The sequence below is a fragment of the Actinomadura madurae genome, from assembly GCF_900115095.1.
GTDB lineage: Bacteria > Actinomycetota > Actinomycetes > Streptosporangiales > Streptosporangiaceae > Spirillospora > Spirillospora madurae.
This window is the reverse complement of record NZ_FOVH01000028.1, coordinates 61,301-73,909: the sequence shown is the minus strand read 5'-3', so window position 1 is coordinate 73,909 and position 12,609 is coordinate 61,301. Positions and strand designations below refer to the sequence as shown.

Here is a 12,609-nt window from a genome sequence, read left to right as displayed (position 1 = left end):
TGCCCTGGACGTTACCCGCGACGGGCCGCCGTGACCCGGACCGGACGTCCGTAGATCGCGGGACCAACGTCCTGAAAGAGGCACGGCGCCCGGATCGCCGTGCGACCGGGTCACGGACCGATGTGGTGGTTGTCGAATCGGGTCCACGCGGCGTCCCAGAGCCGGTAGCGGAGTCGGTCGCACCGCCGCCGGACCAGCAGGTAGACGCCCAGCGGTGGCAGGCCCGCGGCGAGCAGGGTTCCCGCGCCCGCCGTCACGGTGCGGGTGATCGTCCACCCGCGCCCCGGGGGAGGCGAGGTCGACACGGTGCCGGGGCCGACCCACACCGTGAGGCGGTCGCCCGCGGCGGGTGCGCCCCAGGCGGTGTAGTCGTCCGTCCGCCGTGTCCCCTCCGGTTCGGTCCAGGCGACGGTCACCCGGTGCCGGTTCTTCAGCTCCTCGATCTTCACGACGGTGGCGCTGACCCGGTGCCGCGTGGCGGCCGCCTCCTTCTCGGTGCGCGTGCCCGAGTCGTGGACGGTCTGGACGACGTGGGCGCAGAGAGGCGGAGAGACGCTGAGGAAGAGCACGAGGAGGAAGAGGCCCACCTTCCACTGGAGGCGGTCCACGTGCCGGCGCAGGTCGTTGCCGTCGAAGCCGAACCTGCGGCGCCAGCGGTCCGCACGCGCGCGCACCTTGACCGGTTTCATGCGTCGTTCCTTCCATTGCCGCCGGAAACGACGTTAGAAGTCCCGGATTGGGTGGTTGCAGAGCCGAAGGTCCTTTCTCCTGGGCCGGAAGGCCTCGATAGGGCGCAAGGACGGGGGACCTCCGTCTCGATGATCGTGGGCCGAACGGATCTGGGGCCCGGCGTCGGGGTGGCGTTGAGTGAGGGGTGAAGAGATCAGCGATGGGATGGAAGGTGAGTGGCGATGGCACTCTCCGAGCACAAGACGCACGTCCGGAGGGACACCTTGGTGCGGGTGGTGACCCCCAAGCCACTGACCGAGTCGCCCGCGGCCCGCTATGTCTGGGCGCTGGCCCGGCTGTCGCTGGGCTGGGTGTTCGTGTGGGCGTTCCTGGACAAGCTGTTCGGGCTGGGGCACGCGACTCCGGCCGCCAAGGCGTGGATCGAGGGCGGCAGCCCGACCGAGGGGTTCCTGAAGAACTCCCCGACGGGTCCGTTCGCCGGGTTCTACCACGACATCGCGGGTGCGGCGTGGGCGGACTGGCTGTTCATGATCGGGCTGGGCGGGATCGGTGCCGCGCTGGTCCTGGGCGTCGGGATTCGGATCGCCGCCGCCGCGGGCGCGGTGCTGCTGGTGATGATGTGGACGGCGGTGCTGCCTCCGGAGAACAACGTGTTCATGGACGATCACCTGATCTACGCGATCCTGATCGTCGGGCTGGCTCTGGTCAGCGCGGGCGACACCCTGGGGCTGGGCCGCTGGTGGGGCAACACCCGCCTGGCCAAGCGCCTCCCCATCCTCAAGTAGCCGACAAAGACCGCAAAGGACGCCCACCCTGTCGGTGGGCGTCCTCGCGCGTGGTCGCACGGTCAGGTGATCAGGGGCGCGGCGGAGGTCCCGTCCATGAAGGCCGTTCGGCCCTGTGGAGCGGCTCCCCCGGAGGGTGGGATGGAAGGGCAATCAGCGGATGAGAAGGAATCTGGGGTGAGACAGGTGGGCATCGTGACCGGAGCAGATCTCGCCCGTGAACCGTTCCTGAGCGGCATGCGAGCGACCGGCCTGGCTAGGCTGGCGACCGCGGCACGCTACACCGAGATACCGGCGGGACGGCGGATCTTCCACGAGTCCGAGCCCGCCGAGCGGTTCTGGCTCATCCAGGAGGGGACCGTGGCCGTCGATCTGCACACGCCCGGCCGCGGGCCCGTCGTCGTGGAGACCTTCGGCCCGGGATCCGTGCTGGGCTGGTCCTGGCTGTTCGGGCCGCACCGGTGGCGGTTCGGAGGCGTCGCCGGCACGCCGGTCCGGGCGATCGAGTTCGACGGCCGCCTGGTCCGGACGCTCAGCGCGGTCGACCCGTCCATGGGCTACGAGCTGACCCGCCGCTTCGCCGGACTCGTCGTGGAACGCCTTGAGGCGACCCAGGCACGGCTGATGGAGCTCTCCGAGACGGCCCAGCGGAACGGAGCGCTCAGGGCGTGACGACCGGCTCGGCGATCCGCCGGCCGGTCACGAGCTCGCACTGGACGAGGATGAAGGCGTCGTGCTCCCCGGGGGCCCAGCTCCGCAGGGGGAGGGCCGCGAGCGCGGCGAGCTCCCGCGGGTCGGTGACGCGCCGGGCGCGGCCGACGACGACCACGGACCAGCCCGTCCGGGCCGCGGTGTCGAACTCGTCGATCTCGAACGCGACGACGGTGTTCGCGGCGGCCGTGGCCAGCCTCGACGTCCGCGACGTCTTGATCACGATGTGGTCCCGGCTGAGGACGAAGTTGACGGGCTGGACGGCGGGCAGCGCCTGGTGGGTGAAGACGATGCGCCCGATCCGGGCTCCCGCCAGAAGGTCGCGGCACTCGCCCTCGTCCAGGATCTCCAGGCCGCTCTGGTCGCGCTGCATGGCTCCAGAGTGGCGCGGGCGCGGCGGGGACCGTTAGGGACCAAGGTCCCGGAATTGGCGGGGCCCGGCCTGCCCCCCGGGCGCATGCTGCGCGATACTGGCGGTGTGGCTGAGGAGTCAGGTACCGGTCCGGACCGGGCGCGGCTGATCCTCCCGCAGTTGCAGCTGGACGATCTGCTCGCGGAGCTGCAGGCGCGGCTGGAGGCCGCCCGGTCGACGCGGGATCGCGTGCACGCGCTGCTGGAGGCGGTGGTCTCGATCGGCAGCGAGCTCGACCTGGAGTCGGTGCTCCGCCGCATCACCGAGGCCGCGACGACCCTGGTGGACGCCCGGTACGGCGCCCTCGGCGTGATCGGCGAGGAGGGGGAGCGGCTGGTCCAGTTCGTCACGGTCGGGGTGAGCGACGAGGAGATCGACGCGATCGGGCACTGGCCGCACGGCCACGGGATCCTGGGGCTGCTGATCCGTGAGCCGCACCCGATCCGCCTGCCGAACCTGGGCGAGCATCCCGCCTCCAGCGGCTTCCCGGCGCACCACCCGCCCATGCGCACGTTCCTCGGGGTCCCGATCCGGGTGCGCGACGAGGTGTTCGGCAACCTCTACTTGACCGAGAAGGCGGGCGGCGGCCGGTTCGAGGACGAGGACGAGGTCGTGGTGACGGCGCTGGCCACGGCCGCGGGCGTCGCGATCGAGAACGCCCGGCTGTACGAGGAGACGCGGCGGCGGGAGCGCTGGCTGGAGGCGTCGGGGGAGATCTCCACGGCGCTGCTGTCGGGCACCGACCCGCACGAGGTGACCTCCCTGCTGGCCCGGCGCGCCCGGGAGATCGCCGGTGCCGACCTGGCGACCGTGGCGCTGATCGGGGAGGCCGGCACGGATTTCACGGTGGAGGCCGCCGACGGCGAGGGCGCCGAGCGGCTGGAGGGGCTGCGGGTGCCGCTGCACCACTCGGTGGCCGGGCCGGTCTTCGCCGGCGGGGCGGCGCTGCGGCTGGCCGACGGCGGCGAGGCGGCGCGCGAGGCGAACGTGCCGACGCAGGTGCCGATCGGCCCGCTGCTGATCGTGCCGCTGGGCCTCGGCTCGTCGGCGCGCGGCATCATCTCGGTGGCCAACGTGCCGGGCGGGCCGGTGTTCGCGGAGGGGACGCAGCGGCTCCTGGAGGCGTTCGCCGGGCAGGCGGCCGTCGCGCTGGAGCTGGCCGACCGGCGCCGCGACACCGAACGCCTCGCGCTGCTGGAGGACCGCGACCGCATCGCCAAGGACCTGCACGACACCGTGATCCAGCGGCTGTTCGCGACCGCGATGGGGCTGATGGCCGCGATCAAGATCACGCAGAAGCGGGAGGTGGCGGTCCGGGTGCAGCGGGCGGTGGACGACCTGGACGACACCATGCGGCAGATCCGCTCGACGATCTTCGCGCTGCAGGGGCCGGCCGACACCGAGTCGCTGCGCAGCCGGGTGCACGTCCTGGTCGACGCCGCGTCGGAGCACCTGGGGTTCGCGCCCTCGGTGCGGCTGGACGGCCTCCTGGACACGGCGGTGGACGATGACGTCGCCGAGCATCTGCTCGCCGTGGTGCGGGAGGCGCTGTCGAACGTGGCCCGGCACGCCAAGGCGACCGAGGCCGCGGTGAACATCGGCGTCGGGGACGAGGTCACGGTCTGCGTCGAGGACAACGGCATCGGCATCCCTCCGGGAGGCCGCCGCAGCGGGCTCCGCAACCTCGGCGAGCGGGCCGAGGGGCTGGGCGGCGCGTGCATCACCGAGTCGCGTCCGGGCGGCGGGACGATGCTCACCTGGAGGGTCCCCCTCCGCAACGGCCGGTAGACCGCCGCGGGCACCGCGCCCGCAGCGTTACAGGGTGAGTCCGTCGAGGCGGTCGAGAACCTGCCACAGGGCCGTGTTCTTCGCGTCCTTCAGCCAGAGCAGGTGCAGTTCCACCGGCTTGCCGGCCTGCCTGGCGAACGGGAGGTACGCCACGCCCTCGACGCCCAGGCGGGTGGCGGCCTCGGGCACGAACGCGAGCCCCCGGCCCGCGGCGACGAGCCAGATCATCGTGAGGACCTGGCTGACGCTGTGCACCACGTTCTCGCGCATGATCGGGACGAGGCTGACGATCAGATCGTAGAAATAGGCCGCCTTGTCCGGCGAGTGCATGATCAGCGGCTCGCCGGCCAGGTCGGCCGGGCGGACGGGACGGCCGAGCCGGGCCAGCCGGTGACCGGCCGGCGCGGCGATCATGAGCATCTCCCGGCTGAGCGGGCGCGAGTCGAAGACCTCCCGGTCGAACGGCGGCCGGGCCAGCCCGAGGTCGAGCTCGTGCCCGAGCAGCGCCTCGGTCTGCTCCCGGGTGACCATCTCGTACAGGTCGACGTCGATGTCGGGCAGCGTCTCGTCGATCCGGCGCAGGACGGCCGGCAGGGCCGCGAACGTCGACGCCGCCGTGAAGCCGATCCGCACCGTGCCGGCCGACCCGGCCGAGATCCGGCGCGCCAGGTCGGGGGCGTGGTCGGCGAGCGCGAGCAGCCGCCTGGCCTCCGACAGGAACGCCGCGCCCGCCGCCGTCAGCTCGACGCTGCGGTTGTCGCGCTCGAACAGCTGGACGCCGATCGTTCGCTCCAGCTTCTGGATCTGCCGGCTCAGCGGCGGCTGGGTCATGTTGAGCCGCTCGGCGGCACGGCCGAAGTGGAGCTCCTCGGCCACGGCGACGAAGCCACGGAGTTGCTCGAAGGAGAACATAATGCCGTGAAGGTATCACCCATCCCGAAGGAGAGTCGGGCGTGCATCAGTCACTGGGCTCACGTGGCCATCGCCACAGAGAAGAGAGGCCGCCCTTCGGATATTGTTTGGGAACAAACATTCTTCGGAGGTCGCATGCGCGCGCTGATCATCGAGCATGACGCCCTGTCCCCGATCGGGCCGGTCGGGGAGCGGCTGGTCCAGCACGGGTTCGAGGTCACCGAGCGGGTCGTCGTGCCGGCCGGGCGGCACGACGACCCCCGCGTGGAGATCGACTTTCCCGAGCCGTCGGAGTGGGACCTCGTCGTGGCGATGGGCGCGCCGTGGTCCGTCGACGACGAGGCGGCGATCGGCACCTGGATCACCGGCGAGCTGGCCATGCTGCGCAAGGCGCACACCCTCGGGGTGCCGGTCCTCGGCGTCTGCTTCGGGGGCCAGGCGCTGGCGACGGCGCTCGGCGGCGGGGTCGAGCGCGCACGGCGTCCCGAGATCGGGTGGGTCGGGATCGAGACCGGCGAGCCCGGCCTCGTCGGGCCGGGGCCCTGGTTCCAGTACCACTTCGACCGCTGGGTGATGCCGCCCGGCGGGATCGAGATCGCCCGCAACGAGGTGGGGCCGCAGGCCTTCAAGGTCGGGCGCAGCCTCGGCGTCCAGTTCCATCCCGAGATCACCGTGCGCGAGCTGGAGTCGTGGCTGGCCAACGGCGCCGGGGACGACATGCGGCGGCTGGGGCTCGACCCCGGCGCCGTGCTCGCCCGCACCCGGGAGCTGGCTCCCGCCGCCGAGCGCCGCGCGCACGGCTTCGTGGACGCGTTCCTACGCCACGCCCGCCTTCGGTGAGCGGGCCGCCGCCTCGCCCGACGCCCGGACGAGCGCGGTGAAAAGGGCCTGCTGGGCCGGGTCGCTGGTGGTGTCCTCGGGATGCCACTGGACGCCGAGGAACCAGCCGCGCGCGCCGGGGAGCTCCATGGCCTCGATCGTCCCGTCGGCCGCCCGCGCGGTGACGGCCAGCCCGGCGCCGGGCGTCTCGATCCCCTGGTGGTGGTAGCAGGAGACGGCCGGCGCGAGGGTTCCGGTCGTCCTGGCCAGCAGCGAACCCGCCTCGGCGGTGACGCGGTGCACGACGTGGCGGTGGTCGGGTTCCATGTGCTGGCGCAGCGTCCCGCCCGCCACGACGTTCACGACCTGGAGGCCGCGGCAGATCGCCAGCAGCGGCGTCCCCGCGGCGAGGGCGTGCGCGGCGACGGCGAGGTCGAAGGCGTCCTGCTGGTCGTCGACGTCGTAGAGGGCCTCGTGCTCGTCCGCCGCGCCGTAGTGGTGCGGGCGCAGGTCGCCGCCGCCCGGCAGCAGGACGCCGTCGCAGCGGGCCAGGCGCCCGGCGGCGTCCGCCGGGTCGGCCGGGTGCATGATGAACGGCTCGCCCCCGCCGCGCCAGACCGCCTCGACGAGCGCGCGGGCGGCGACCTCCGCGGTGTAGCGCAGCGCCGACGCGCTCGCCGAGAACCGGGCCGGTATCGCGATCAGCGGGCGGGCGCTCACAGCGCGATCCAGGTGGTCTTGAGGTCGAGGTACTTGTCCAGGGCGTGCAGGGACTTGTCGCGGCCGTTGCCGGACTGCTTCACGCCGCCGAACGGGACGCTCATGTCGCCTTCCTCGTAGCAGTTGACCCACACGGTGCCGGCCCGGAGCGCGCGGGATACGCGGTGCGCGGTCGTCAGGTCGGAGGTCCACAGCGCGGCGGCCAGGCCGTACTCGGTGTCGTTGGCCAGGCGCACGGCCTCGTCGATGTCGTCGAACTCCAGCACGGCCAGCACCGGGCCGAAGATCTCCTCCCGGGCGATCCTCATCCCGGGCTTCACCTGGTCGAACACGGACGGGCGCACGTAGTGCCCGTCCCCGTCGATCGCGGAGCCCCCGGCGCGCAGCCGGGCGCCCTCGGCGGCCCCGGCCTCCAGGTACGACAGGACGCGGTCGCGCTGGCGGGCCGAGACGAGGGGGCCCATCTCGGTCGCGGGATCGAGCGGGTCCCCGACGGCCAGGGAGCCGGCGCGGGCGACGATCCGGTCGAGCACCCGGCCGGCGACGGAGCGGTGGACGAGCAGCCGGGACGGGGCGGTGCACATCTCGCCGGCGTTGAAGAAGACGCCCCAGGCGGCGGTGTCGGCGGCGGCGTCCAGGTCGGGCGCGTCGGGCAGGATGATGTTGGGCGACTTGCCGCCCAGTTCCAGCCAGACCCGCTTGAGGTTGGAGCCGGCCGCGTACCGCAGGAAGTGGCGGCCGACCTCGGTGGAGCCGGTGAAGGCGATGACGTCGACGCCGGGGTGCTCGCCCAGCGCCCGACCGGCGGTCTCCCCGCGCCCGTTGACGACGTTGAGGACGCCGTCCGGCAGGCCCGCCTCGGCCGCCAGCGCGGCCAGGTGCAGGGCGGACAGCGGGGACTCCTCGGCGGGTTTGAGCACCACCGTGCAGCCCGCGGCGAGCGCCGGCGCGATCTTCCAGGCGGCCATGGTGAGCGGGAAGTTCCACGGGACGATCGCGCCGACCACCCCCGCCGGCTCCCGGGTGACCAGCGCCAGCGAGTCGGCGCCGGTGCGCGGGGACTCGTCGATGAGCTTGTCGGCGGCCTCGGCGTACCAGCGCAGGCAGCCGATGAGGGCGCGCAGTTCGATGCCGTCCGCCTCGGTGACCGGCTTGCCCATCTCCAACGAGACCAGCAGGGCCAGGGCCTCGCGGTCGCGCTCGACGAGATCGGCCAGCCGCAGGAGGGCGGCCCTGCGTCCGGCGGGGGACAGGCGGGGCCACGGCCCCTCGTCGAAGGCGTGCCGCGCCGCGGCCACGGCGCGGTCGACGTCCGCGGGGCCGGCGGCGGCCACGTCGGCGATCGCGCGGCCGTCCCGCGGCGAGACGACCGGGAACGTGGCGCCGTCCCGGCTCGGCACGAAGGCGCCCCCGATGTGATGGTGGGTGCGCGGGGCGAGCCGGGCGGCCCGCCTGCGCCACTCCTCGTACGGGACGTCGGTCATGGTCGCTCTCCGTTCAGTGACCGAGCAGTGCGCCGGTTCGCTTGACGACCTCGCGGCAGAAGTCGCCGACGCCGTCCGGGTCGTCGATGAACTGCGACGGCTTGACGCAGAAGGTCGTGAACCCCTGCGCGACCTGCTCCGGGATGCTCTCCAGGGCGGGGGCGAGCGGGGCGCAGGAGCGGTCGTCGGGGAAGACGGGGCGGGTTCCGCCGATCATCTCCAGGTCGGCCGCGTCGCGTCCGGCGTCCGCGAGGGCGGTGCGCAGGCGGGCGAGTTCCTCCGGGGACGGCCTGCCCAGCGGATGGAAGCCGTGCCCGTACCGCACCAGGCGGTCGAGGAGCCTGTCGTGCAGCCGCTGCCCGCCGAACCACATGCGCGGGCCGTCGGGCCGATGGGCGCGCGGCTCGAAGTACACGTCCTCGAAGCCGAAGTGCCGCCCCCGGTAGGAGACCGGGGACCCGCGCCACAGCATGCTCCAGATTTCGAGCTGCTCGTCCAGGAGGGCGCCCCGCTCGCCGAACGGCACGCCCAGGGCGGCGTACTCGTCGCGGCTCCAGCTCACGGTGGGCTGCACCACCAGGCGCCCTTCGGAGACCAGGTCGAGCGTGCCGAGGTCGCGGGCGAGCGCGAGCGGGTGGCGCAGCGGGGCGAGCACCGCCGCCGCGGCCAGCCGCAGCCGGGACGTGACCGAGGCGATCGCCGCGAGGAGCACGAGCGAGGACGGCCACGGCGTGCGCGGGTCCTGGTTGCCGGGCAGCGCGTACTCCCGCGGGTTCCCCATGACGCCGCCGGCGGCGGAGTCCGGGCCGAGGACGATGTGCTCGCTGATCATGACGGCGTCGAAGCCGGCGTCCTCGGCCTCGCGGGCCCAGCGGACCAGGGCCGGCAGGTCCCGGCCGGAGGTCATCGTCCAGTTCTCGCTCAGTACGAGCACCAGGCGCGGTGGCTGCACCCTCGTCCCCTCTCAGACATCGTCCTCGGAACGGCACCCAGAATGTTCGGGCTCAAACGAACTGTCAAGGCGCGCCCGCCGGGAATTGACCTGGCGGGCCCGTTCTCCTAGATTATTTGGGACCAAACGAACTGGAGGTGCCGCTATGGCAGAGGTCGCGGGCGTCACCGTCGACACCGGCCACTGGATCGGCGGTGAACGGGTCGGGTCGGCCGCCGCGTTCACCGATGTCTCCCCCATCGACGAGCGGCCGCTCGCCGAGGTCGCGCGCGGCGGGGCCGCGGAGGCCGACGCGGCGGTGGCCGCCGCCGCGCGGGCGTTCCCGGGATGGGCGCGCACGAGCCGGGAGGACCGGGCGCGGATCCTGCACGCGATCGCCGACGGCGTCGACAAGCGCGCCGAGGAGCTCGCGCAGGTCGAGACGGCCGACAACGGCGCGCTCATCCGGTCCCACCGGCGCGGCGTGATGCCGCGCGTGGCGCACAACTTCCGGTTCTTCGCCGACCGGCTGCTGCGGCTCGGCCACGACGACTTCGAGACCCGCGGGCACCGCAACCACGTCGGCTGGGATCCCGCGGGCGTCTGCGCGCTGATCACCCCGTGGAACGCGCCGCTCATGCTGGCCACCTGGAAGGTCGCCCCGGCGCTGGCCGCCGGGAACACCGTCGTGCTGAAGCCGGCGGAGTGGGCGCCGCTCACGGCCTCGCTGCTCGCCGACATCGCCGCCGAGGCCGGGCTGCCCGGCGGCGTCCTCAACGTCCTCCAGGGGACGGGGGCGGAGGCGGGCGCGGCCCTCGTCGCGCATCCCGGCGTGCGCAGGATCAGCTTCACCGGCTCGGTCCCGACCGCGCGGAGCATCGCCGCCGCGGCGGCCCCCAACCTCACCCCGCTGTCGCTGGAGCTCGGCGGCAAGTCGCCCCTGCTGGTGTTCGCCGACGCCGACCTGGACCTCGCCGCCGACCTGGCCGCGGAGCAGTACGACAACGCCGGGCAGGTCTGCCTGGCCGCGACGAGGCTGCTGGTGGAGGAGCGGGTCGCCGGCGAGTTCACCGAGCGGCTCCTCGACCGGATCGGGCGCCTCGTCCAGGGCGACCCGCGGGACGAGGCCACCGGCATCGGGCCGCAGATCCACCGCCGGCACCTCGAACGCGTCGACGGGTTCGTGCGGCGCGCGGTCGAGGACGGCGCGCGGGTGGCGGCCGGCGGCGGCCCCAACACCGACCTCGGCGGCCTCTACTACCGGCCCACGCTGCTCACCGGCGCCCCCGAGGGCAGCGAGATCCTCACCGAGGAGGTCTTCGGCCCGGTCCTGACCCTCCAGACGTTCGACTCGGAGGAGCGGGCCGTCGCGATGGCCAACGGCACCCGGTTCGGTCTCGCCGCGACCCTCGCCACCGGCGACCCCGAGCGCGCCGCCCGCGTCAGCGAGCGCCTGGTCGCCGGGACGGTGTGGGTCAACTGCTTCTTCGTCCGCGACCTGCGGGCGCCGTTCGGCGGGTCCCGCGAGTCCGGCATCGGCCGCGAGGGCGGCGACTGGAGCTTCGACTTCTACTGCGACCTGAAGAACACGGTGACGGCGCCATGGGAGAAGTGACCGGCGCCGGGCTCCTGGCCCACGTCCCCACGATCGTGCTGCCCGAGGTCACCCGCCGCGAGCTGAACGGCGGCGAGGACTCCACCCTGGTCGACGGGCTGAGGCGGCTGAGGACGGACGTGTTCGACCGGGTGGACGACTACGACACCGTCGTCGTCCTCGACTCCCACTGGGCCACGACGGTCGAGTTCGTCACCACCGCGCACGACCGGCGGGCCGGGCTGTACACGTCCGAGGAGCTGCCGCGCGGAATGTGCCGGGTGCCCTACGACTTCCCCGGAGACCCCGAACTGGCGCGCGCCGTCGCGAGCCACGCCGACGCGCACGGCACCTGGATCACCCCGATCGACGACCCGTACCTGCCGATCTTCTACGCCACCGTCAACCTGTGGACGTACCTGGGGGTCCGCGACGACCCGTACCTGGAGCTGCCGGGCAAGCGGTGGATGTCGATCGGCGTGTGCCAGACCGCCGACACCGAGGACTTCCTGCGGCTCGGGCGCGCCCTGGGCGACGCGATCGCGGCCACCGACCGGCGGGTCCTGCTCATCGCCTCGGGGGCGCTGTCGCACACGTTCTGGCCGCTGCGGGAGATCCGCGACCACGAGGCCTCCGACCCGGCGCACATCTTCACCCCCGAGGCCCGCGCCGCCGACGAGGAGCGGATCGCGTGGCTGACGCGGGGGGACCACGCCCGCGTCCTCGACACGATGCCGGAGTTCCTCCGGTTCAAGCCGGAAGCCCGGTTCGGGCACTACCTGATGATGATCGGCGCCCTGGGGGAGCGGGCCTGCACCGCCCCCGGGCGGCTGTACAGCGCGTACGAGAACTCCGTCGGGACGGGCCAGGTGCACGTCTGGTTCGACCGGCCCGAGAACGGATGGACGGCCTGATGCCCGAATACCGCAGGATCCTGCTGGACGGCGCGGACGTCCAGGTCGTCCGCGAGGGCGGCGACCTGGTCGCCGCGGACGGCCGCCGGGTGCCCGCCGAGGAGGCCGTGCACCTGCCGCCGTGCCGGCCGACCAAGGTGGTCGCGGTGCATCTCAACCACCGCAGCCGCGTGGAGGAGTTCCGGGCACGGCTGCCCGCCGCGCCGACCTACTTCCACAAGCCGGTCTCGGCGCTGAACGCCCACGGCGGTGCGGTCGTTCGGCCGGAACGGTGCAGATACCTCAACTACGAGGGCGAGATCGCGATCGTCATCGGCCGGACCTGCCGCAACATCGCCCCGGCGGACGCCGCCGCGTACATCGCCGGCTACACGGTGGCCAACGATTACGGGCTGCACGACTTCCGCGACACCGATGCCGGCTCGATGCTCCGGGTCAAGGGGTCCGACACGCTGTGCCCGCTCGGCCCCGGCCTCGTCACCGGCTGGGACTTCCGCGGCAAGTACCTGCGCACCTACGTCAACGGCGAGCTGGTCCAGGATGGCAACACCGGCGAGATGGCCTGGGACATGCACTACCTCGTCGCCGACATCGCCCGCACCATCACTCTCTTCCCCGGGGACGTGCTGCTGTCGGGCACGCCCGCCGGGTCGCGCCCCGTCCGTCCGGGCGACGTGGTCGAGGTCGAGGCCGAGGGGCTGGGACGGCTGCGCAACCGGATCGTGGCGGGCCCGGTGCCCGTCCGGGACGACGTCGGCGCGCAGCCCACCGAGTCCGAAGAGGTCGTCTCCACCGCGCTCGGCGGTGACTGGGAGTTCCGCGGCGTCCGCGCACCGAGGAGGAAGTGAC

At 73.3% G+C, this 12,609-nt stretch carries 13 protein-coding genes; 7 read left to right on the top strand and 6 right to left on the bottom strand.

Features of this window, described 5'->3' with window-relative positions; all coding sequences use genetic code 11:
- Positions 1-110: 110 nt before the first annotated feature.
- Entirely contained in the window at positions 111-689 is a 579-nt protein-coding gene (locus tag BM339_RS44635; RefSeq protein WP_075024772.1) for an Rv1733c family protein, read from the bottom strand.
- A 222-nt stretch (positions 690-911) separates the two neighbouring features.
- Here BM339_RS44635 and BM339_RS44630 point away from each other — a divergent pair, with 222 nt between their 5' ends.
- Together BM339_RS44630 and BM339_RS44625 are read left to right on the top strand one after the other, a co-directional pair.
- Positions 912-1,475 carry a DoxX family membrane protein gene (locus tag BM339_RS44630; RefSeq protein ID WP_024933977.1) on the top strand — a complete coding sequence of 188 codons (564 nt, stop codon included), beginning with the start codon at positions 912-914 and terminating at the stop codon, positions 1,473-1,475.
- 195 nt (positions 1,476-1,670) lie between these two features.
- A complete protein-coding gene (locus tag BM339_RS44625; RefSeq protein ID WP_033333447.1) occupies positions 1,671-2,147 on the top strand; it encodes a cyclic nucleotide-binding domain-containing protein in 477 nt (158 codons plus the stop codon).
- Here BM339_RS44625 and BM339_RS44620 read toward each other — a convergent pair.
- Entirely contained in the window at positions 2,137-2,559 is a 423-nt protein-coding gene (locus tag BM339_RS44620) for a pyridoxamine 5'-phosphate oxidase family protein (protein WP_021594452.1), read from the bottom strand. The genes BM339_RS44625 and BM339_RS44620 overlap by 11 nt on opposite strands.
- Before the next feature lie 105 nt (positions 2,560-2,664).
- Here BM339_RS44620 and BM339_RS44615 point away from each other — a divergent pair, with 105 nt between their 5' ends.
- Positions 2,665-4,386, top strand: coding sequence for a sensor histidine kinase (locus BM339_RS44615; RefSeq protein WP_075024771.1), 1,722 nt, complete (start codon positions 2,665-2,667; stop codon positions 4,384-4,386).
- 27 nt (positions 4,387-4,413) lie between these two features.
- Here BM339_RS44615 and BM339_RS44610 read toward each other — a convergent pair whose 3' ends face one another.
- Complete coding sequence (locus tag BM339_RS44610; RefSeq protein ID WP_021594450.1) at positions 4,414-5,298, bottom strand: LysR family transcriptional regulator; 885 nt, start codon at positions 5,296-5,298, stop codon at positions 4,414-4,416.
- Positions 5,299-5,433: 135 nt separating this feature from the next.
- Here BM339_RS44610 and BM339_RS44605 point away from each other — a divergent pair, with 135 nt between their 5' ends.
- Positions 5,434-6,138, top strand: coding sequence for a type 1 glutamine amidotransferase (locus tag BM339_RS44605; RefSeq protein ID WP_021594449.1), 705 nt, complete (start codon positions 5,434-5,436; stop codon positions 6,136-6,138).
- On the opposite strand, the gene BM339_RS44600 is transcribed toward BM339_RS44605, so the two are convergent.
- From BM339_RS44600 to BM339_RS44590, 3 genes are read right to left on the bottom strand one after another with little or no spacing between them, the layout of a single operon-like run.
- Complete coding sequence (locus tag BM339_RS44600) at positions 6,115-6,837, bottom strand: gamma-glutamyl-gamma-aminobutyrate hydrolase family protein (RefSeq protein ID WP_021594448.1); 723 nt, start codon at positions 6,835-6,837, stop codon at positions 6,115-6,117. The genes BM339_RS44605 and BM339_RS44600 overlap by 24 nt on opposite strands.
- Positions 6,834-8,321: an aldehyde dehydrogenase gene (locus tag BM339_RS44595; RefSeq protein WP_075024770.1), complete on the bottom strand. Its 1,488-nt coding sequence runs from the start codon at positions 8,319-8,321 to the stop codon at positions 6,834-6,836. Before BM339_RS44595 ends, BM339_RS44600 begins: the two co-directional genes overlap by 4 nt.
- Positions 8,322-8,334: 13 nt before the next feature.
- Positions 8,335-9,273, bottom strand: coding sequence for a TIGR03619 family F420-dependent LLM class oxidoreductase (locus tag BM339_RS44590; protein ID WP_218163926.1), 939 nt, complete (start codon positions 9,271-9,273; stop codon positions 8,335-8,337).
- A gap of 145 nt (positions 9,274-9,418) precedes the next feature.
- Between BM339_RS44590 and BM339_RS44585 the strand changes: the two genes are divergently transcribed.
- From BM339_RS44585 to BM339_RS44575, 3 genes are read left to right on the top strand one after another with little or no spacing between them, the layout of a single operon-like run.
- Positions 9,419-10,867 (top strand): aldehyde dehydrogenase, encoded by a 1,449-nt coding sequence (locus tag BM339_RS44585; protein ID WP_075024769.1) that lies wholly within the window; start codon positions 9,419-9,421, stop codon positions 10,865-10,867.
- On the top strand, positions 10,855-11,760 hold the full coding sequence (locus BM339_RS44580) for a 3,4-dihydroxyphenylacetate 2,3-dioxygenase (RefSeq protein WP_075024768.1): 906 nt from the start codon (positions 10,855-10,857) through the stop codon (positions 11,758-11,760). Before BM339_RS44585 ends, BM339_RS44580 begins: the two co-directional genes overlap by 13 nt.
- Positions 11,760-12,608: a fumarylacetoacetate hydrolase family protein gene (locus BM339_RS44575; RefSeq protein WP_075024786.1), complete on the top strand. Its 849-nt coding sequence runs from the start codon at positions 11,760-11,762 to the stop codon at positions 12,606-12,608. Before BM339_RS44580 ends, BM339_RS44575 begins: the two co-directional genes overlap by 1 nt.
- The last annotated feature ends 1 nt before the right edge of the window (position 12,609 follow it).

What these genes read in the sequence shown, in the direction of transcription:
- BM339_RS44630 (WP_024933977.1), top strand. Translation starts at nt 912, where the DNA reads ATGGCACTCTCCGAGCACAAGACGCACGTCCGGAGGGACACCTTGGTG.
- BM339_RS44585 (WP_075024769.1), top strand. Translation starts at nt 9,419, where the DNA reads ATGGCAGAGGTCGCGGGCGTCACCGTCGACACCGGCCACTGGATCGGC.
- BM339_RS44620 (WP_021594452.1), bottom strand. Translation starts at nt 2,559, where the DNA reads ATGCAGCGCGACCAGAGCGGCCTGGAGATCCTGGACGAGGGCGAGTGC.
- BM339_RS44610 (WP_021594450.1), bottom strand. Translation starts at nt 5,298, where the DNA reads ATGTTCTCCTTCGAGCAACTCCGTGGCTTCGTCGCCGTGGCCGAGGAG.
- BM339_RS44635 (WP_075024772.1), bottom strand. Translation starts at nt 689, where the DNA reads ATGAAACCGGTCAAGGTGCGCGCGCGTGCGGACCGCTGGCGCCGCAGG.
- BM339_RS44580 (WP_075024768.1), top strand. Translation starts at nt 10,855, where the DNA reads ATGGGAGAAGTGACCGGCGCCGGGCTCCTGGCCCACGTCCCCACGATC.
- BM339_RS44605 (WP_021594449.1), top strand. Translation starts at nt 5,434, where the DNA reads ATGCGCGCGCTGATCATCGAGCATGACGCCCTGTCCCCGATCGGGCCG.
- BM339_RS44575 (WP_075024786.1), top strand. Translation starts at nt 11,760, where the DNA reads ATGCCCGAATACCGCAGGATCCTGCTGGACGGCGCGGACGTCCAGGTC.
- BM339_RS44595 (WP_075024770.1), bottom strand. Translation starts at nt 8,321, where the DNA reads ATGACCGACGTCCCGTACGAGGAGTGGCGCAGGCGGGCCGCCCGGCTC.